The organism is Amycolatopsis sp. NBC_00348, assembly GCF_036114655.1.
Taxonomy (GTDB): domain Bacteria; phylum Actinomycetota; class Actinomycetes; order Mycobacteriales; family Pseudonocardiaceae; genus Amycolatopsis.
Genome location: NZ_CP107994.1, coordinates 9325879 through 9345344 on the forward strand (window position 1 = coordinate 9325879; position 19466 = coordinate 9345344).

At 71.8% G+C, this 19466-nt stretch carries 17 protein-coding genes; 9 read left to right on the plus strand and 8 right to left on the minus strand.

Annotated features, from left to right (window positions below; genetic code table 11):
- Positions 1-325: 325 nt before the first annotated feature.
- Both OHS58_RS42010 and OHS58_RS42015 read right to left on the minus strand, forming a co-directional pair.
- Entirely contained in the window at positions 326-778 is a 453-nt protein-coding gene (locus OHS58_RS42010) for a flavodoxin family protein (RefSeq protein ID WP_328645991.1), read from the minus strand.
- Entirely contained in the window at positions 778-2412 is a 1635-nt protein-coding gene (locus OHS58_RS42015) for a phospho-sugar mutase (RefSeq protein WP_326955958.1), read from the minus strand. Before OHS58_RS42015 ends, OHS58_RS42010 begins: the two co-directional genes overlap by 1 nt.
- 30 nt (positions 2413-2442) lie before the next feature.
- Between OHS58_RS42015 and OHS58_RS42020 the strand changes: the two genes are divergently transcribed.
- Complete coding sequence (locus tag OHS58_RS42020) at positions 2443-3603, plus strand: glycosyltransferase (RefSeq protein WP_328645992.1); 1161 nt, start codon at positions 2443-2445, stop codon at positions 3601-3603.
- Positions 3604-3666: 63 nt separating this feature from the next.
- On the opposite strand, the gene OHS58_RS42025 is transcribed toward OHS58_RS42020, so the two are convergent.
- Genes OHS58_RS42025 through OHS58_RS42035 form a run of 3 tightly spaced genes read right to left on the minus strand, consistent with a single transcriptional unit; the run spans position 3667 to position 5818 of the window.
- Positions 3667-4446 carry a purine-nucleoside phosphorylase gene (locus tag OHS58_RS42025; protein ID WP_326946179.1) on the minus strand — a complete coding sequence of 260 codons (780 nt, stop codon included), beginning with the start codon at positions 4444-4446 and terminating at the stop codon, positions 3667-3669.
- Complete coding sequence (locus OHS58_RS42030) at positions 4443-4862, minus strand: ABA4-like family protein (RefSeq protein ID WP_328645993.1); 420 nt, start codon at positions 4860-4862, stop codon at positions 4443-4445. The genes OHS58_RS42025 and OHS58_RS42030 overlap by 4 nt, the downstream gene beginning before the upstream one ends.
- The gene (locus tag OHS58_RS42035; RefSeq protein WP_328645994.1) at positions 4862-5818 is read right to left on the minus strand and encodes a hypothetical protein; all 957 of its coding nucleotides are present in this window, start codon (positions 5816-5818) and stop codon (positions 4862-4864) included. Before OHS58_RS42035 ends, OHS58_RS42030 begins: the two co-directional genes overlap by 1 nt.
- 130 nt (positions 5819-5948) lie before the next feature.
- Between OHS58_RS42035 and OHS58_RS42040 the strand changes: the two genes are divergently transcribed.
- Complete coding sequence (locus OHS58_RS42040) at positions 5949-6578, plus strand: MerR family transcriptional regulator (RefSeq protein WP_328645995.1); 630 nt, start codon at positions 5949-5951, stop codon at positions 6576-6578.
- On the opposite strand, the gene OHS58_RS42045 is transcribed toward OHS58_RS42040, so the two are convergent.
- Complete coding sequence (locus tag OHS58_RS42045; RefSeq protein WP_328645996.1) at positions 6575-7582, minus strand: ketopantoate reductase family protein; 1008 nt, start codon at positions 7580-7582, stop codon at positions 6575-6577. The two genes, OHS58_RS42040 and OHS58_RS42045, sit on opposite strands and share 4 nt — an antisense overlap.
- Positions 7582-9318, minus strand: coding sequence for a serine/threonine-protein kinase (locus OHS58_RS42050; protein ID WP_326955952.1), 1737 nt, complete (start codon positions 9316-9318; stop codon positions 7582-7584). The genes OHS58_RS42045 and OHS58_RS42050 overlap by 1 nt, the downstream gene beginning before the upstream one ends.
- 97 nt (positions 9319-9415) lie before the next feature.
- Between OHS58_RS42050 and OHS58_RS42055 the strand changes: the two genes are divergently transcribed.
- The 6 genes from OHS58_RS42055 (at position 9416) to OHS58_RS42080 (ending at position 17368) form a co-directional block, all read left to right on the plus strand.
- Positions 9416-11248, plus strand: coding sequence for a methylmalonyl-CoA mutase family protein (locus OHS58_RS42055; RefSeq protein WP_328645997.1), 1833 nt, complete (start codon positions 9416-9418; stop codon positions 11246-11248).
- Positions 11248-13416 (plus strand): methylmalonyl-CoA mutase, encoded by a 2169-nt coding sequence (gene scpA, locus OHS58_RS42060; protein WP_328645998.1) that lies wholly within the window; start codon positions 11248-11250, stop codon positions 13414-13416. The genes OHS58_RS42055 and scpA overlap by 1 nt, the downstream gene beginning before the upstream one ends.
- 3 nt (positions 13417-13419) lie before the next feature.
- Positions 13420-14415 (plus strand): methylmalonyl Co-A mutase-associated GTPase MeaB, encoded by a 996-nt coding sequence (meaB, locus tag OHS58_RS42065; RefSeq protein WP_247060823.1) that lies wholly within the window; start codon positions 13420-13422, stop codon positions 14413-14415.
- 59 nt (positions 14416-14474) lie between these two features.
- Positions 14475-14777: a hypothetical protein gene (locus tag OHS58_RS42070; protein WP_326946187.1), complete on the plus strand. Its 303-nt coding sequence runs from the start codon at positions 14475-14477 to the stop codon at positions 14775-14777.
- Between the two features lie 226 nt (positions 14778-15003).
- Positions 15004-16305: an amidohydrolase gene (locus tag OHS58_RS42075; protein WP_326946188.1), complete on the plus strand. Its 1302-nt coding sequence runs from the start codon at positions 15004-15006 to the stop codon at positions 16303-16305.
- 220 nt (positions 16306-16525) lie between these two features.
- Positions 16526-17368 (plus strand): DUF559 domain-containing protein, encoded by an 843-nt coding sequence (locus tag OHS58_RS42080; RefSeq protein WP_328649944.1) that lies wholly within the window; start codon positions 16526-16528, stop codon positions 17366-17368.
- Between the two features lie 62 nt (positions 17369-17430).
- Here the strand turns inward: OHS58_RS42080 and OHS58_RS42085 are convergent, their stop codons facing one another.
- Positions 17431-17883: a gamma-glutamylcyclotransferase gene (locus OHS58_RS42085; RefSeq protein WP_247060826.1), complete on the minus strand. Its 453-nt coding sequence runs from the start codon at positions 17881-17883 to the stop codon at positions 17431-17433.
- A gap of 128 nt (positions 17884-18011) precedes the next feature.
- On the opposite strand from OHS58_RS42085, the gene OHS58_RS42090 reads away from it, so the two are divergent.
- Positions 18012-19415 (plus strand): NAD(P)H-quinone dehydrogenase, encoded by a 1404-nt coding sequence (locus OHS58_RS42090; protein WP_326946189.1) that lies wholly within the window; start codon positions 18012-18014, stop codon positions 19413-19415.
- Positions 19416-19466 lie beyond the last annotated feature (51 nt).

Genomic DNA, 19466 nt, shown 5'->3' on the forward strand with positions numbered 1-19466 from the left:
CCTAAGTTTCCACCGTGAAAATTCTAGCCGGGAAACCACTGTACGCACATGTTGACAGCTATCGTATGCAGTGGTTTACAGTTGCTTCGCCTCTCGCCTTGCTCTTCCGTACCCTGGGGGTGTACAGAACCACAAGGCGAGAGGCAAGCGCGCCTCCGACTCGTCATGATCGGCCGTCTGTAGTACGCTTCATAGCACCAAGGTCGATCGCCTCACGGCGAACCCTTGGCACGGCCTGTTGCCGGAGGTCGACCCCCAGGGCTTCCGGTGACAGGCCTCTTACTTTCTCCGGGACAATCAGAGCGACAATCAGGGCGCCGACGTCTCAGGGCATGAGCGTCGCGGCCAGGGTGCCGCCCAGCTCGGTGCACGCCGCCAGCACCGTCTTGTCCGGCTCGCCCGTCGCGATCACCGGGTCCGCCGCCTTCGCCCAGGCCGGCCCGGTCGTGATGGCCAGCAGCTGGCGCTCCGTCCCCGACGTGTCGCTGTTGCCGTGGATCCAGTACCCGAACGGCCGGCCCCGCGTCTCGTCGAGGCACGGGTAGTAGACCGTGTCGAAGAAGTGCTTCAGCGCGCCGCTCATGCTGCCCAGGTTCGCCGGCGTCCCCAGCAGGTAGCCGTCCGTTTCGAGGACGTCGGAGACCGTGGCCGCCAGCGCCGCGCGGCGGACCACCTCGACCCCCTCGACGTCCGGGTGGGCCGCGCCCGCCAGCACGGCCTCGAACATCGCCTGGGTCGACGGCGACGGCGTGTGGTGCACGACCAGCAGCTTCGGCATCAGGACAGCAGCGCCGCCACGTCGGTCCGCAACGCCGTCAGCCGGGTGCCCGCCGCCGCGCGCGCGTCCGCCAACGAGTCGCGCACCGGCTCGACGACCTGCAGGTACGCCTTCAGCTTCGGTTCGGTGCCGGACGGGCGCACCACGATCCGGACGCCGTCGCCGGTGAGGCGCAGGACGTCCGCGTCGGGGAGCAGGTCCTCCAGCGTCACCGCGACGCCGCCGACCTCGGCCGGGGGTGCCTCGCGCAGCTTGCCCATCAGGCGGCCGCGCACCGACAGGTCCGTGACCCGCAGCGAAACCTGGTCGGTGACGTACACGCCGTGCCGCTGCGCCAGCTCGTCCAGCACGTCCAGGGGCGTGCGGCCCTCGGCGCGCAGCCGCGCGGTCAGCCCGGCCGCCAGCGTCGCGGCGGCGATGCCGTCCTTGTCCCGCACGAACCCCGGGTTCACGCAGAGGCCGAGCGCCTCCTCGTAGGCGAAGACGAGGTCGTCGCCCGCGCGGACCAGCCACTTGAACCCGGTGAGCGTCTCCGCGTAACGGGCGCCCTCGGCCTTGGCGATCTCGCCCAGCAGCGACGACGAGACGATCGTCGTGGCCACCAAGGGATCCGGCATCATCGTGCGGTCCACAGTGGACAGGATGGTCGAGCCGAGCAGCACGCCCGTCTCGTCGCCGCGCAGCATCCGCCACGAGCCGTCCCGCTCGCGCACGCCCAGCGCGCAGCGATCGGCGTCCGGGTCGAGCGCGATGGCCAGGTCGGCGTCCACCTCGGCCGCCAGCGCCAGCAGCAGGTCGGTCGCGCCCGGCTCCTCCGGGTTCGGGAACGACACCGTCGGGAAGTCCGGGTCGGGTGCAGACTGCGCCTCGACCAGGTGCAGGTCGGTGAACCCGGCCCGCTCGAAGGCCGCGCGCAGCGTCTCGGCGCCGACGCCGTGCAACGCCGTCGCGGCCACGCGCACGATGCGCTCGGCGCCGAGCGGGAGCGCGGCGATCTCGTCGAGGTAGCCGCCGAGCAGGTCGACGACCCCGGCGCCCGGCTCGCGCGGCACGTCGACCGCGCCCGGCGCGGCCTGGATGGCCCGCTCGATCTCGCCGTCGGACGGCGGCACGATCTGCCCGCCGGTGGCGTCGTAGAGCTTGTACCCGTTGTCCGCCGGGGGGTTGTGCGACGCCGTGATCTGGATCCCGGCCACCGCGCCGAGGTGCTTCACGGCGTAGGCGAGCAACGGCGTCGGCAGCGGGCGGGGCAGCGCCTGGACGGTGAACCCGGCGGCGGTCAGCACCTCCGCGGCGGCCGTGGCGAAGTCCTCCGAGCCGTGGCGGGCGTCCCGGCCGACGACGACCAGCGCGCCCGCGTGCCCCTGCGCGGTCAGCCAGGCCGCCACTCCCGCGGTGGTGCGCGTGACGACGGCCACGTTCATCCCGTTGGGCCCGGCGCGCACCGGCCCGCGCAGCCCGGCCGTGCCGAACTCCAGCGGCCCGGCCAGCCGGTCGGCCACCTCGTCGGCGGCCGCGGCGTCGCCGCCCAGTGCCCGGGCGACGACCCCCTGCAGTTCGGCGCGGGAGGCGGCGTCCGGGTCGTCGGCGATCCAGCGGAACGCGGCGTCCCGCAGCGTGGAGGTCAAAGTCACCGCGTCAGCCTACGGGCTAGGGTCGGGCGGGTGCGCTTGCTCTTCACCTCACTGGGGTCCTTCGGTCACACGTTCCCGCTCGTCCCGCTGGCGCTGGCCGCGCGGGACGCGGGCCACGACGTCGTGTTCGCCACTTCGGAAGACTTCCTGCCCCAGCTGCGGAAAGCCGGGCTCGAGACGGCCGCCGCCGGGCTCGCCCTCAAGGACGCCTTCGGCCAGGCGTTCGCCACCTCCGGCCCGCCCGGCCCGCGGCGGCAGCCGGGTGAGATCCCGCCGGAGGTCCTCGGCCCGATCGTCGCGAAGGTCTTCGGCGACCTCATGCCGAAGCGGTTCGTCGCCGACCTGCTGCCGCTGTTCGAGCACGCGCGGCCCGACCTGGTCGTCAGCGAGGCCGGCAACTCCGGTGGCGCGTTCGCCGCGATGCAGGCCGGGATTCCCGTGGTGGCGCACGGTTTCGGCCGGGTGTCGAGCGACGACCCGATGGTCACGCACATCCGTGACGCGATCCGGGCGCACGCCGCCGGCCTGGGCATCACCGTCGGCGACGACCTTTCGTTCGGCGGACCGTACATCGACATCTGCCCGGAATCGGTGCAGGAACCGGGTTTCCGGGCGCGGGCGCGGCGCGTCCCGCTGCGGCCGGTCGGCTGGAGCGAGCCCGGTGAGCTGCCCGCGGGCGTGCTGGACAAGCAGCGTCCGCTCGTCTACCTGACGCTCGGCACCGCGATGGGCCACGCCGGTGTCCTCGGCGCGGCGATCGCCGGGCTGTCCGGGCTGGACGTCGACGTGCTGGTCGCCACCGGCCCGACCGTCGACCCGGCGGCGCTGGGCGAAGTGCCGTCGAACGTGCGGCTCGCGGCGTGGGTGCCGCAGTCGGCGCTGCTGCCGCACGTCGACCTGGTGGTGCACCACGGTGGCAGCGGCACGACGCTCGGCGCGTTCGGCGCGGGTGTCGGGCAGCTGCTGCTCCCGCAGGGCGCCGACCAGTTCAGCAACGCCGACGCGGTGCTCGCGGCGGGTGTCGGCGCCCGCCTGCTCGCCGCCGAGGTCACCCCGGACGCCGTCGCGGAGCAGGCCCGCCACCTGCTGACGGACTCGGCCGTCCGCGACGCGGCCCGCGTGCTGGCCGCGGAGGTCGCGGCGATGCCGTCCCCGGCCGAGGTCGCCGCGCAGCTCCCGTCGTTCGCCTGAAAGCCGTGAAGGCCTCCTTCCCGGCCATAAGAGCCGGTAAGGAGGCCTTCACGGCTTTTGCGGTCAGGCGCGGGCGACCAGGTCGCGCAGGAGGGAGCCCATGCGGGTCGCGGCCGCGCGGCCGGCTTCCAGCACCTCTTCGTGGTTGAGCGGCTCGCCCGTCATGCCCGCGGCCAGGTTCGTCACCAGCGAGAGGCCGAAGACCTCGACGCCGGCGGCGCGGGCCGCGATGGCCTCCAGGACCGTCGACATGCCGACGAGGTCCGCGCCCAGCGTGCGCAGCATGCGGATCTCCGCCGGCGTCTCGAAGTGCGGCCCGGTGAGGCCCGCGTAGACGCCTTCCTCCAGCGACGGGTCGATCTCCTTCGCCAGGGAACGCAGCCGCGCCGAGTAGAGGTCCGTCAGGTCGACGAAGTTCGCGCCGACGATCGGGGAGCGGGCCGTCAGGTTGAGGTGGTCGGCGATCAGCACCGGCTGGCCGACCTGGAACCCCTGGCGCAGCCCGCCCGCCGCGTTGGTCAGCAGCACCGTCCGGGCGCCGGCGGCCGCGGCGGTGCGCACGTTGTGCACCACCGGGTCGATGCCCTTGCCCTCGTAGAAGTGCGTGCGGCCCAGCAGGACCAGCGCCCGGCGGTCGCCGACGCGCACCGAGCGCACCGTCCCGCCCTGCCCGGGCACCTTCGGCGGCTCGAACCCGGGCAGCTCGCCCAGCGGGATCTCCGCGTCGGCCTCCCCGATGACGTCCGCGGCCGGGCGCCAGCCCGAACCGAGCACGACGGCGATGTCGTGCTTGTCCACCCCAGTGCGGTCGGCGATGACGGCCGCGGCTTCCTGTGCGCTCATGCCCGCGAGCGTATCCGGACGCTCCGCACGACCAGGAAAGCCACCAGGCCGAACGGTGACAGGAAGATCGTGAGCAGCAGGATCGGGCTCACGATCCACGGCGAGACGTCCAGCGAGCGCGCCTCGAAGTACATCCACCGCGCGATGAACAGGTCGAACGCGATGAGGTGCGCCCAGACGAGCCCGGCGCCCCACGGCGTCGCCAGCAGCGTCTGCAGCACGCCGAGGTCGGGCCGCAGCATCGCCCGCCCCCACTCCGCGAAGTGCGGCAGCGCGAGCCCGAAGTAGCAGACCAGCGGCAGCAGCGGCACCCACGGCGAGCGCATGATCCGCGCCGTCCAGCGCCACTTCGGCAGCAGGATCATGAGCGCCCAGAACGGCGTCGCGAGCGGGAACGCCCAGGTGAACCAGGCCATCACACGGTCACCCGGTCAGGGGTCCGCACGACGGCCCACGAGGCCAGTCCCACGGCGGCCGCGAGTGTTGCGGCCGCGCCCAGCGTCACGGCGTCCGGGTGCACGATCGACTGCGCCCGCAGCGCCTGCCAGGTGACCAGCCCGATCAGGCCCGTGTAGCCGGCGGCGCCGATCAGGACCAGCCGCGCGCGGACGACGTCGTCGCGCAGCCGCGGGAACCGCGAGGTCAGCGCGAGCAGCGCGATCGCGAGCAAGGGCAGCGCCTGCAGCGCGTGCATCCCGACGAAGTGCGGGATCCGCAGGTCGCCACCGACCGTGCTCCAGCCGAGGATCGGCAGGCCGGGGCCGCCGTCGGCCAGGCCGACGGTGTGCGCGCCCACCATGTCCGGCGTGCCACCGGACTTCCACTGCGCGAGCTGCTGTGCGGTCGGGCTCGTCATCAGCATGCCGAGCGAGATCCCGACGAGCGACAGGACGGCGCCGGCGCGCACGGCCCAGAAGCTCGCGCGGTCGGCGACCTTCGTGAACATGACCAGGACGGTCAGCGCGAACGTCGCCAGCCAGAGCCCGATGATCATCTTGCCCATGACGTCGTAGATCGTGGTGTCCAGCGGGGTCGAGTTGTTGAAGTGGCTCGCCCGGCCGCGGGCGGCCTGGAGCGCCAGCAGGACGTACTCGCCGGTGAAGATCACCACGAGCGCGTTCGTCAGCCAGCCCGCTGTGCGGCGGAACCGCGGCAGCAGCGAGACCAGCCAGCTCCACGTGAGGAAGTAGAGGCTGCCGGAGATCGCGAACTTGAGCGGCTTGACCCAGATCGGCGCGCCTTCGAGCGTCCGGTGGTCGACGAGCATCGCGGCGACGCAGAGCACCGCCACCACGCCGAAGGCGGCGCCGGCGTACCGCGATGGCGGGTGCCACCCGCGGGTTCTCGTCCGGAGATCGGCAAGGATGGTCATGGTTCCTCCCAGAATGGATAGTCAAGCTCTCCGTTATGGGAAGTTAAGGTATCCATGCTGAGAAGTCTTCAGGGTTGCCCCGGAGGCTGACCCTGAACCGAACGCGGGATCGGAGCGGAAACGCATGCGGATGGCCGAACTGAGCGCCGAGTCGGGGGTGCCGGTCGCGACCGTCAAGTACTACCTGCGCGAAGGCCTGCTGCCGCCGGGCGAGCGCACCAGCCCCAACCAGGCGCGGTACTCGGCGACGCACGTCCAGCGGCTGCGGCTGATCAAGGCCCTCACCGAGGTCGGCGGGCTGTCGCTGGCCTCGGTCGGCACGGTGCTCGAAGCGATCGACGGCGACAAGACCCCGCACCGCACGATGGGCGTCGTCCAGGAGGAGCTGGCCGGCCCGGCGCCCCAGGTGTCCGCCGAGGCCGCCGACTGGGCGTGGGAGCTGCTCGACGGGATCGTCCGCCGCAACGGCTGGGGCGAGCTGAAGCGCAAGCACGTCGCGGTCGGGAACCTCGTCGCGGCGCTGGCCACGGCGAAGGAGCTGGGCCACGACAAGCTGGCGGAGCACCTCGAGGAGTACGCGCACCTGGCGATCCGCGTCGCGGAGCTGGACGTCGACACGGTGACGGGCCTGACGTCGTACGACAAGATCATCGAGGCCGGGCTGGTGGTGACGGTGCTGGGCGACCGGATCTTCGCGGGCCTGCGCCACCTCGGCCAGGAACTGGTGTCCCGCGAGGTCCTCGGCGACCTTCCCGACTAACCGAGGCCCAGGAGCCGTCGAAGCTCTTCGACGCTCAGCGAGCCCGGCCGGAGTCCCGCGCGAGCCGCGTGGCGGGCCAGTGCCGTGAGCTTGGCGTTGACCGGCGCCGGCTGTCCGATGCGGCGGCCGAGCAGGGCGATCTCGCCGTTGAGGTAGCCGGTTTCGATCGTGCCGGTGCCGCGGACGAGCGACTGCCAGCTCGACCCGCCCAGCTGCGCGGGCTCACCGGGTACCGGCTCGAACGACAGGCCACCCCAGTCGGCGTCGACCTCGTCGTCGCCGGCGTAGGCGATCCCGGCGCTCGCGAGGACGGCTTTGCCCTCGTCCTCGGCCGCGCGCCGCAGGTCGTCCGCGCCCGTGGTGTCGCCGAGCAGCGCCTGCAGCGCGTTGCTCAGGTTGGACAGCAGCTTCCGGTACTTCCACCGCATGACGTCGGCCGCCGCGATGACGCCGAAGCCGGCCGCGGCCCAGTCCGCGGGGAGCGCACCGAGGTCGTCGTCGCCGGCACCGTACCGGCCGATGTGGAAGACACCGCGGGGCGAGCGGGTGCGGACGATGACCTCGCCGGGTTCGGTCAGCACCGTCGGGAACCACACGCACACGCCGAAGACCCGGTCGAAGGCGCGCAACGCGATCTCTTCGCCGGCGACCCCGTTCAGCGCGGTGAAGATCGGCAGCAGCTCGGCGGCGCTGCCGGCGACGGCTCCGGCGCGGTCGTGCACCGGCACGTCCGCCCACTGCTCGACGGCGGCTTCGGCCTGGTGCGTCTTGGTCGTCAGCACGAGGACGTCGTCGACCGTCAGCCGCACGCTGTCGGGGCCGGTCGCCACCGGCACGCGGAGCGTCGACGTGCCGTCCGGGCACCGCAGCGTCAGGCCGCCGGTCGCCATCGCCGCGGCGTGCGCGCCGCGGGCGACCAGCAGGACCGAGCTACCGCGCTGGGCGAGGAGGCCGCCGAGCGCGCTGCCGATCGCGCCCGCGCCGACGAAGACGTACCGGGTCATCAGTCGGAGATGGTCAGCGACTGGGCGACGGGCTCGAAGACGTCCTTGCGGGTCGCGTCCTCCTGCTCGGTCGGGGCGGTGACCGAGAAGATCCAGAGGCTCGAGCCCGCCTTGAGCAGGTTCATGAACGTCACGCGGGTGACGCTGGTCGAGTCGCCGCTGTCGGTCGTGCGGAAGGTCAGCGTGGTCCCGTTCGCCAGGGGCTGCGGCGGGAAGAGCTGGAAGCCGTCGGACGGGTAGAGCTGCTTCAGCTGGTCGATGTAGGGCTGGTCGCTGGGGTAGTCGCCGAAGTAGTTCGTCAGCCGTTCGAGCCGGATCACGCGGCGGCCGTCGTCCGAGACGTACTGGACGACCGTGCTCAGCCCGAACCGGGTGTCGTGCGGGGCGACGAACTTCTCCCAGCCCTTCGGCACGCCGAGACCGAACTCGCCGCCCTTCACCCCGGTCGCCACGTTCGCGTCGCCGGACTGGCGCACCAGCTCGGGCGGCGGCACCTCGGTGGGCCCGTTGGACGCCGGCCGCGGCTCGGCGGCCGGCGGCAGCAGCGACTCGCCGCCGACCGTCCTGGCCAGCGCGAACCCGCCGCCGGCGGCCACCAGGAAGAGCAGGATCGCCACGCCGATGAGCACGGCGGTGGCCTTGCCGGTCCGCCGTCCCGGCCGCGGCAGGGGCGGCGGCGGGACGAACACCGTGGCGGCCGGCGGTGCCGGGGCCGGCGCGGCGGGCGGCGGCTTGAGGAACGGCAGCGGGCCCGGGTCCGACGCCAGCTCGGCGCTCTTCTCGGCCTGCTTCTCCACCTTCTCCGGCAGGACGGTCTTGATCACCTGCGTGTCGGTGGCGTCCGGCTGGGCGGACGTCTTCTTGCCGTCCGGCGTGCGGAACAGCTCGGGCCCGAACAGGTCGAGCGCGGTCTTCGTCTGCAGCGGGTACAGCCGGTGCCGGACGTCGCGCAGCGTGATCCGCTTGTTCGGCTCCTTCTTCATCAGCGCCGAGATGACGTCGGCCAGCGGCCCGGCCTTCGGCTTGGGCACCTTCCCGTTGACGACCTTGCCGACGGTCTCCAGCGGATCGCCGTCGGCGTCGTACGGCGGCGCGCCCTCGACCGCGGCGAACAGCGTCGCGCCCAGGCCCCACAGGTCCGCGGCGGGCGTGACGGCGCCGCCGGAGGCGACCTCCGGCGCGATGTAGGCGGGGGAGCCGAGCATGATCCCGGTGCGCGTCATGGTCGCTTCGGAGACGTTGCGCGCGATGCCGAAGTCGGTCAGCTTGATCCGGCCGTCGCTGGCCACGAGGACGTTGCCCGGCTTGACGTCGCGGTGGGTGATGCCGGCGGCGTGCGCGGCCTCCAGCGCGGAGGCGACCGCGATGCCCATCGCGGCGGCCTGCTCGAAGGTCAGCGGCCCGTGGTCGCGCAGGATGTGCGCCAGGCTGCGCGAGGGCAGCAGCTCCATCACCACGAACGGCTGGTCGTTCTCGCGGGCGACGTCGTGCAGGATGATCACGTTCGGGTGGGACAGCACGGCGATCGCGCGGGCCTCGCGCAACGTGCGTTCCCGCAGCTCGTCCGCCTGCGACGACGGGATGCCCGGCGGCACCTTCATCTCCTTGACGGCCACCTGGCGGTGCAGGAACTCGTCGTAGGCCGACCAGACGGTGCCCATGGACCCCGAGCCCAGCACCGAGCGCAGCCGGTAGCGACCGGCGACCAGTCGTGTCTCTTCGCTGGAGGGGGGCACGCGCCAATTGTGTCGTACCCCGCTCCGACCCCTACCACCCCCAGGGGCGACCAGACTCACAGGCTGTCCGTGTCGAGTGCCTCTACCATCACTGGGTATGACTGAACTGGCCGGTCCGGAGTCAGCGCCGATCTCCGAATTCGACCTGGCGGCCGAGTTTCCGCAGGCGACGCGCGAGCAGTGGCAGGAGCTCGTGGCCGGCGTGCTGCGCAAGAGCGGCAGGCTGCCGGAGGACTTCACAGGCGCCCCGGAGAGCAAGCTCGTCACCCGGACCTACGACGGCATCGAGATCCAGCCGCTCTACACCGCGGACGACGTGCCGGGCGACGCCGGCTTCCCCGGCCTGTCGCCGTTCGTGCGCGGGGCGAGCCCGGAAGGGCAGGTCAGCACGGGCTGGGACGTCCGCGCCCGGTTCACCGGCACCGATCCCAAGGCTGTCAACAAGGCGATCCTCGCGGACCTCGAAGGCGGCGTCACGTCGATCTGGCTGACCGTGCCGCCCGCGGCTCTGGCCGACGCGCTGAACGACGTCTACGTCGACCTCGCGCCGGTGGTGCTGGACGCGGGCGCCGAGTACGAGGCCGCCGCGGCCGCGTTGTTCGAGATCTTCGACGAGCGCGAGATCCCGGCGAGCGAAGCCACCGCGGTGCTGGGCGCCGACCCGATCGGGCTCGCCGCCCGGACCGGCGCCGGCGTCGCGCTGGAACCGGCCGCCGCGCTGGCCGCGCGTGTCGCCGGGAAGTACCCGAAGGTGCGCACGATCGTCGCCGACGGCCTGCCGTTCCACGAGGCGGGCGGGTCGGACGTGCAGGAGCTGGGCGCGCTGGTCGCCGCCGGCGTCACCTACCTGCGTTCGTTGACGGACGCGGGCCTCGACGTCGAAGTGGCGGCCGGGCAGCTGGAGTTCCGGATCGCCGCGACCGCCGACCAGTTCTCGACCATCGCCAAGCTGCGCGCGGCCCGCCGCCTCTGGGCGCGCGTCGCCGAGGTGTGCGGCTTCTCGTCGCCGATGCGCCAGCACGCCGTGACGTCGCCGGCGATGCTGACCCAGCGCGACCCGTGGGTGAACATGCTGCGCACGACCGTCGCCTGCTTCGGCGCGGGTGTCGGCGGCGCGGCCGCGGTCACCGTCCTGCCGTTCGACGCCGCGATCGGCCGGCCCGACGCGTTCTCCGCGCGGATCGCCCGCAACACGCACGCGGTGCTGCTGGAGGAGTCCAAGCTGGCCGGCGTGGTCGACCCGGCGGGCGGCTCCTGGTACGTCGAGAAGCTGACCGACGACCTGGCCCGCGTCGCGTGGGCCGAGTTCACCGCGATCGAAGCCGCGGGCGGCCTGGTCGCGGAGCTGGCGTCCGGCGCGCTCGCCGGCCGCCTCGCCGAGACGTGGGACAAGCGCGCGAAGCGGCTCGCCACCCGGCGCGACCCGCTCACCGGCGTCAGCGAGTTCCCGAACCTGACCGAGAAGCCCGTGAAGCGGGAGCCGCTGGAGTCCCCTGTGGACGGTGGGTTGCCGCGGCACCGCTACGCCGAGGGCTTCGAGGCCCTGCGCGACGCGTCCGACGCCTACCTCGCCGAGCACGGCGAGCGGCCGAAGGTCTTCCTGGCCACGCTCGGCCCGGTCGCCGCGCACACCACGCGCGCCGGGTTCGCCGCCAACCTGTTCCAGGCGGGCGGGCTCGAAGTCGTCAACCCGGGTGCGACCGACGACCTGCCCGGCGCGTTCCGCGCGTCCGGCGCGAAGATCGCCTGTATCTGCGGCACCGACGACGCCTACGCCGCCCAAGCCGCCGAAGTCGCGGCTGCTCTGGGCGCCGAACACGTACTACTGGCGGGCAAGGGTTCTTACGACGGCGTGGACGGCAACGTCTTCGCCGGCTGCGACGCCCTGGAAGTCCTGACCGGTCTGCACGCCAAGCTGGGAGTTGCGTGATGACGATCCCGAACTTCGCCGACGTCGACCTCGGTTCGCCCGAGCCGGGCGACCGCGAGGCCTGGGCCAAGGCCGTGCAGGACGCCACCGGCAAGGGCCCGGACGCGCTGGCCTGGGAGACGCCCGAGGGCATCGGCGTCAAGCCGGTCTACACCGCGGCCGACCTGTCCGATGTGGACTTCCTGGGCACGTACCCCGGCATCGCGCCCTACCTGCGCGGGCCGTACCCGACGATGTACGTCAACCAGCCCTGGACCATCCGCCAGTACGCCGGGTTCTCCACGGCCGAGGAGTCGAACGCCTTCTACCGCCGCAACCTCGCGGCCGGGCAGAAGGGCCTGTCGGTCGCCTTCGACCTGGCCACCCACCGCGGTTACGACTCCGACCACCCGCGCGTCTCCGGCGACGTCGGCATGGCGGGCGTCGCGATCGACTCCATCTACGACATGCGCCAGCTGTTCGACGGCATCCCGCTCGACAAGATGTCCGTGTCGATGACGATGAACGGCGCGGTGCTGCCGGTGCTGGCGTTGTACGTCGTCGCGGCCGAGGAGCAGGGGGTGCGGCCGGAGCAGCTCGCGGGGACCATCCAGAACGACATCCTCAAGGAGTTCATGGTCCGCAACACCTACATCTACCCGCCGCAGCCGTCGATGCGGGTCATCTCCGACATCTTCTCCTACACCTCGCAGCACATGCCGAAGTACAACTCGATCTCCATCTCCGGCTACCACATGCAGGAAGCCGGGGCGACCGCCGACCTCGAGCTGGCCTACACCCTGGCCGACGGCGTCGAGTACATCCGGGCGGGCACCGAAGCCGGGCTGGACGTCGACAAGTTCGCGCCGCGCCTGTCGTTCTTCTGGGCGATCGGGATGAACTTCTTCATGGAGGTCGCGAAACTGCGCGCGGCCCGGCTGATCTGGGCGAAGCTGGTGAAGGGCTTCGACCCGAAGTCGCAGAAGTCGCTTTCGCTGCGGACGCACTCGCAGACGTCGGGCTGGTCGCTGACCGCGCAGGACGTCTACAACAACGTCGTGCGCACCTGCGTCGAGGCGATGGCCGCGACCCAGGGGCACACGCAGTCGTTGCACACCAACGCGCTGGACGAGGCGCTCGCGCTGCCGACCGACTTCTCCGCGCGCATCGCCCGCAACACGCAGCTGCTGCTGCAGCAGGAGTCCGGCACCACGCGCGTCATCGACCCGTGGGGCGGCAGCGCCTTCGTCGAGAAGCTGACCTACGACCTCGCGCGCAAGGCGTGGGGCCACATCAGCGAGGTCGAGCAGGCCGGCGGCATGGCCAAGGCGATCGACGCGGGCATCCCGAAGCTGCGCATCGAGGAGGCCGCGGCCCGCACCCAGGCCCGGATCGACTCGGGCCGGCAGCCGGTGATCGGCGTCAACAAGTACCAGGTCACCGGCGATGAAGACATCGAAGTCCTCAAGGTCGACAACGCCGGCGTCCGGACGCAGCAGCTCGAGAAGCTGCGGCGGCTGCGTGAAGAGCGTGATCAATCGGCCACCGACGACGCCTTGCGGCGGCTCACCGAGGGCGCCGGAAACGGCGGCAACCTCCTGGAACTGGGCATCAACGCGGCCCGGGCGAAGGCGACCGTCGGCGAGATCTCGGACGCGCTGGAGAAGCTCTGGGGCCGGCACTCCGGCCAGATCCGCACGATCTCGGGGGTGTACCGCGAGGAGGTGGGGAAGTCGCAGAACGTCGAGAAGGCCCGCTCGCTGGTCGAGGAGTTCGCCGAGGAGGAGGGCCGCCGGCCGCGGATCCTCGTCGCGAAGATGGGCCAGGACGGCCACGACCGCGGCCAGAAGGTGATCGCCACCGGCTTCGCCGACATCGGCTTCGACGTCGACGTCGGCCCGCTGTTCTCCACCCCGGCCGAGGTCGCCCGCCAGGCGATCGAGGCGGACGTCCACGTCGTCGGCGTGTCCTCGCTGGCCGCCGGGCACCTCTCGCTGGTGCCCGCGCTGCGCCACGAGCTCGCCGAGCTGGGCCGCGCGGACATCATGGTCGTGGTCGGCGGCGTCATCCCGCCGCAGGACTACCCGGCGCTGCGCGAAGCCGGGGCGGCGGCGATCTTCGGGCCGGGCACGGTGCTCGCGGACGCGGCCATCGACCTGCTCGGCCAGCTCGCGGCGCAGGAGTCCTGAGCGTTGCCGCGCAAGATCGACGTCCCCGCCTACGCCAAGGGCGTGCTGGCGGGTGACCGCGGCACGCTGTCGAAGGCGATCACGCTGGTCGAGTCCCAGCGCGAGGACCACCGCGCGCAGGCGCAGGAGCTGCTCGTCGAGCTGCTGCCGTCGGCGGGTGGCGCGCGGCGCGTCGGCATCACCGGCGTCCCCGGTGTCGGCAAGTCGACATTCATCGACCAGCTGGGCACGGACCTGACGGCCGCCGGGCACCGCGTGGCCGTGCTGGCGGTGGACCCGTCGTCGACGCGCACCGGCGGGTCGATCCTCGGCGACAAGACCCGGATGGCGCGCCTGGCCGTCGACGAGCGGGCGTTCATCCGCCCGTCGCCGACGTCGGGGACGCTGGGCGGCGTCGCCCGCGCCACCCGCGAGACGATCGTGCTGATGGAAGCGGCCGGCTACGACACCGTCCTGGTCGAGACCGTCGGGGTGGGACAGTCCGAAGTGGCCGTCGCGAACATGGTCGACTGCTTCATGTTCTTGACGCTCGCGCGCACCGGCGACCAGCTGCAGGGCATCAAGAAGGGCGTCCTGGAGCTCGCCGACGTCATCGCCGTCAACAAGGCCGACGGCGACCACGAGAAGGACGCGCGCCGCGCCGCGCGGGAGCTGGCCGGCGCGTTGCGGATGATCTACGGGCCCGACGCGGCGTGGACGCCACCCGTGCTGACCTGCAGCGGCCTGCACAACCTGCGGCTCGACGAGGTCTGGGGCGCGATCGAGGAGCACCGCGCCGCGCTCTCGGCGTCCGGCGAGCTGGCCGCCCGGCGCCGGCAGCAACAGGTCGACTGGACGTGGTCGATGGTGCGCGAAAATCTGCTGAGTCGGCTGGCGGCGCATCCGGACGTGCGAACGGTCGTTCCCGACGTCGAACGGGCGGTGCGTGACGGTGAACTGACCGCTACCCTCGGTGCACAGCGGATCCTCGACGCGTTCGGTCCACCACGTGGTGGCTGACCCGCGGGTCCCGTGCGGGCAGAATGCCGGTTGACCGCCGGTCGTGGCGAAGGGATGACATGGCGATACTGCGTGCTCTGGTCGTTGCCGGCCTGCTGGGGGCGGTGCTGTTCACCGCGTCGCCCGCCCAGGCCGCACCGGCGCGGCCGGTGGCTGTCACGGTGACCGTGGCGCACGCCGGCGCGGCGCCCGTGCTCACGCAGACCCAGGCGCCCGGACCGGTGCTCGACCCGGCCCAGACCGACAAGGCGAACGCCGAGAAGACCAAGACCAAGCTGATCGCCGGCCTGGTCGCGGTGGTCCTGCTCGGCATCGTCGTCTGGGGCCGGCGGATCCGGTCGAAGAAGGCCAAAGGGTCGTAACCCTGCGTCCGGACGGGCGAGCAGCCGTCGGCGTTCGCCTTGGCCGAACTACTGCACACCGTTCAACGCAGATCAGCTACCGGCCGTCTAGGACGCCTCGTTTCGAGGCGCGGCTTGCCTCCTGCATGGTGCACGATCGTCTGCAAATGCGTACGAAAGAACGATCGGCACGTTGCGTGACCCCAGCCGCTGCGCGGGTTACCCGTGTTGCGGGAGGAGGTGCGGCGTGACGGTGCTCGACTCACGACCGGACGTTCCAGGCGACCCCCACGGGCGCATCATCACCCCTATCGAGGGGCCGGAGGCGCTCATTTCCGAAGCCGGCGTAACCATGGCTCCCGTGGAGGACCTTGGTGCGGGCCGCGGCCCGTTCTGGCTTGACGACTGGCTTCGCGCCAACGCGACCGACGTGCTCGCGTGGCGCAGGCACATCCACGCGCACCCGGAGCTGTCGCGGCACGAGTTCGCGACCACCGAGCTGGTCGTCACGCTGCTGCGTGCCGTCGGCCTCAAGCCGTGGGTGCTGCCCGGCGGCACCGGTGTCGTCTGCGACATCGGCCGCGGCGAGCGGTGCGTCGCGCTGCGCGCGGACATGGACGCGCTGCCGCTCACGGAGGCGACGGGGCTGCCCTACGCGTCGACTGTGGAGGGTGCGGCGCACATGTGCGGCCACGACGCCCACACGTCGATCCTGCTCGGCGCGGCCCGTGCCCTGGCCGGCGCGCCGGAGCTGCCCGGCAAGGTGCGGCTGATCTTCCAGGCCGCCGAGGAGGTCATGCCCGGCGGCGCGCTGGACATGATCGCGGCGGGCGCGCTGGACGGCGTCGACCGGATCTACGGCCTGCACGTCGACCCGCGGCTCGAGGTCGGCAAGGTCGGCATGCGCGTCGGCGCCCTGACGTCGGCCGCGGACCTGATCGAGCTGCGCCTCACGTCGCCGGGCGGGCACACGTCCCGCCCCCACCTGACGGCCGACCTGGTGCACGCGCTCGGCACGGTGATCACGTCACTGCCGTCGGTGCTGTCCCGCCGCGTCGACCCCCGGTCCGGCACGGTGCTGGTCTGGGGCGCGGTCCACGCGGGCCAGGCGGCCAACGCCGTCCCGCAGGACGGCGTCCTGCGCGGCACCCTGCGCACGGCCGACCACGAGGTCTGGACGGCGCTGGAGCCCCTGGTGGCGTCGTCGGTGGAGTCCCTGCTGGCCCCCACGGGCGTCGGCTTCCAGCTGGACTACCGCCGAGGCGTCCCCCCGGTCGTCTCCGACGCGGACTCCACGGCCCTGATGCGCGCGGGCGTCGAGGCGGCCCTGGGCGAAGAAGCGGTGGCGGGCACCGAGCAGTCCTCCGGCGGCGAAGACTTCGGCTGGTACCTGGAGCACGTCCAGGGAGCCTTCGCCCGCCTGGGCGTCTGGCCAGGCGACCCGGCCCCGCAATCGGACATCCACCGCCCGACCTTCATCCTCGACGAGCGGGCCCTGGCCTGCGGAGTCCGAACCCTGGTCCACACAGCCCTAGCCACCCTCGCCTGACCGTGTCGACCCTTCAATCACGCGTGTCGACCTCCTGATCACGCGTGTCGACGCTTCAGTCACGACTGAGGCATACACAGGGTTATCCACAGGCTGGTAGTTATCCACAGGTTGGGGATGAGGCCCTTCCATCGCACGATGGAAGGGCCTCATTCTTGACTTCGTGATCGACTGGGCAAGGCGACATGGGGTCCTCTCGCGGAGCGAGGCTGACCGGGTTCTGGGCCGGCGGAAGGTCCTCGAGGGGCTTGAACGAGGCGTACTGACCCAGCCGTGGCGGGGCGTTGTGGTGCATGCCTCCGACCTGTTGAAGCTGCCGACGAGAGCCGCGGCGGCGCTGCTTGCCGTGGGGCAACCGGTGACTCTGTCCGGCGCTACTTCCCTTGCACTGCATGGTATTTCCGCCGCCGGTGACCGCGATGTCCACGTAACGGTGCCCTATTCGCGCCGCATCCGATCGCGCACCGGCTTAATCGTGCACCAAGGCGGCTTCCGGGACCAGGACATGATCGAGATCGATGGCCTGGCCATGTTTTCGATCGATCGCGCGCTGGCAGATTTTCTCTGCGACGGGGACAAGCGCGCGGCCTTCGCGGCGGTCGACGAGGCGATGAGAGGCCTGCCTCCCGACCACTGCGCGAAGCTCCGGGAGAACGTGCGGGACTGCCTCGACGATCGCCGGGACCGGCGAGGTATCCACAGGGCACTGATGCTGCTGGACCTCGCCACGGGCAAGGCGGAGTCGCCTCCCGAGAGCGTGCTCCGGCTCATCGTGGTCGAGGCCGGATTTCCCGCGCCCGAGCCTCAGCACGAGATCACCGCCATCGACGGCAGGAAGCTCTTCGTGCTCGACATGGCCTGGCCGACCCGGCGCATCGCCCTCGAGTACGACGGGTTCGCCGCGCACGAGGAACGGCGCGACTACGACCTCAAGCGAGACGAACAGATGCAGGGTCGGGGCTGGGTCACCGTCCGTGCCGCCGCCGCTGATCTCCGTGATCCCAGCAGGCTGCTGACCGACCTGCGGAGCGCCTTCGACCGGCGATCCGGTCGAGCGGCGTGATCAGGAGGTCGACACGCGTGATTGAAGGGTCGACACGCGTGATTAGAGGGACGACACAGCCGTTAGCCGGTGATGCCGGAGCAGGGGCGGGTTCGGAGGTCGTCGACGTAGTCGGCGGGGGCTCCGGCTGCTTCCGCGGCGTCCGCCAGGACGCCCAGGTAGCGGGCCGAGGGCAGGCCGCCTTCGTAGGCGTCCAGGACGTAGAGCCAGGCCAGGACCGAGCCGTCCATCGTCTGGACTCTCAGGCGGATTTTGCTGTGCATCCCCAGCTCGCCGCCTTCCCAGCGGTCCAGGCCCGTCTCGTCCAGGGACGTGACGTCGTAGAGGACGACGAAGACGCGGGAACCCGCGTCTTCGACGATCGTGGCCAGGGCCCCTTCCCAGCCGAGGTCCTCGCCGCCGAAGGTCAGGCGCCACCCCTCCAGCCAGCCGGAGCCGGCCATCGGTGAGTGCGGCGCGCGCTCCAGCATCTGGGCGGGCTCCATGTTGGATCCGTAAGCGGCATACAACGGCACGCCGACAGCGTAGCGACCCACAGCTCACCCGAGTGGACGCACTCGGCGTGTTCGCCCACTTCAGTGTCCGGCCACCTTCGCCGCGTACGGTGAGACCACCGTTATCACGCACTTCGAGGAGGACCCAGGTGACCAGGATCGTGATCATGGGCGGGGGCCCGGCCGGCTACGAAGCCGCGCTGGTCGCAGCCCAGCACGGCGCCGACGTCACGATCGTCGAGCGCGACGGCCTGGGCGGCGCCTGTGTCCTCTACGACTGCGTTCCCTCGAAGACGTTCATCGCGAGCTCGGGCGCGCTGGCGAAGATGCACGACCTCGGTGAGCTCGGCATCAACACCGACATGGCCGACACCAGCATCGACCTGCCGACCGTCCACGGCCGCGTCAAGGGCCTCGCGCTGGCGCAGTCCGCCGACATCCGCGCGCGCGTCCAGCGCGAGGGCGTCCGCGTGATCATCGGCGAAGCCCGCTTCTGCGACGAAGAGCCCGGCCTCGCCACGCACAAGGTCTCCGTCACCAAGCAGGACGGCGAGACCGAGAAGCTCCCGGCCGACGTCGTCCTGATCGCCACCGGCGCCACCCCGCGCGTGCTGCCCGGCGCGGTGCCGGACGGCGAGCGCATCCTCGACTGGCGCCAGCTCTACGAGCTCCAGGAGCTGCCGGAGCACCTCGCCGTGATCGGCTCCGGCGTCACCGGCGCCGAGTTCGCGTCCGCCTACACCGAGATGGGCGTCAAGGTCACCGTCGTCTCCAGCCGCGATCGCGTGCTGCCGCACGAGGACGCCGACGCCGCCGCCGTGCTCGAGGAGGTCTTCTCGCAGCGCGGGACGACCGTCGCGAAGCAGGCGCGCGCCGACCGCGTCGAGCGCACCGAGAAGGGCGTCGAGATCCACCTCGCCGACGGCCGCGTGATCGAAGCCAGCCACGCGCTGATGACCGTCGGATCGGTCCCGAACACCGCCGACCTCGGCCTCGACAAGGTCGGCATCTCGCCCGGCCCCGGCGGGTTCATCACCGTCGACCGCGTTTCGCGCACCTCCGTTCCCGGGATCTACGCCGCCGGCGACTGCACCGGCGTGCTCATGCTCGCCTCGGTGGCGAGCATGCAGGGCCGCATCGCGATGTGGCACGCGCTGGGCGAGGGCGTCGCGCCGATCAAGCTCAAGACCGTCGCCGCCAACGTCTTCACCCACCCGGAGATCGCGACCGTCGGCATCAGCCAGCACGCGATCGACTCCGGCGAGGTGCCCGCGCGCACCATCATGCTGCCCCTGGCCACCAACGCGCGCGCGAAGATGGAGGGCCTCCGCCGAGGCTTCGTGAAGCTGTTCTGCCGCCCCGCCACCGGCGTGGTCGTCGGTGGTGTCGTCGTGGCGCCGCAGGCGAGCGAGCTCATCCTTCCCATCGCGCTCGCCGTCCAGAACCAGCTCACAGTGGACCACCTGGCACTGACATTTTCGGTGTACCCGTCGCTGTCGGGCTCGATCACCGAGGCCGGGCGCCAGTTGATGCGCCACGACGATCTCGACTGATCCACGACGCAACCCCTTCGCGCCCGTCGCGTCTTGTCGGTTGTAAGGCTG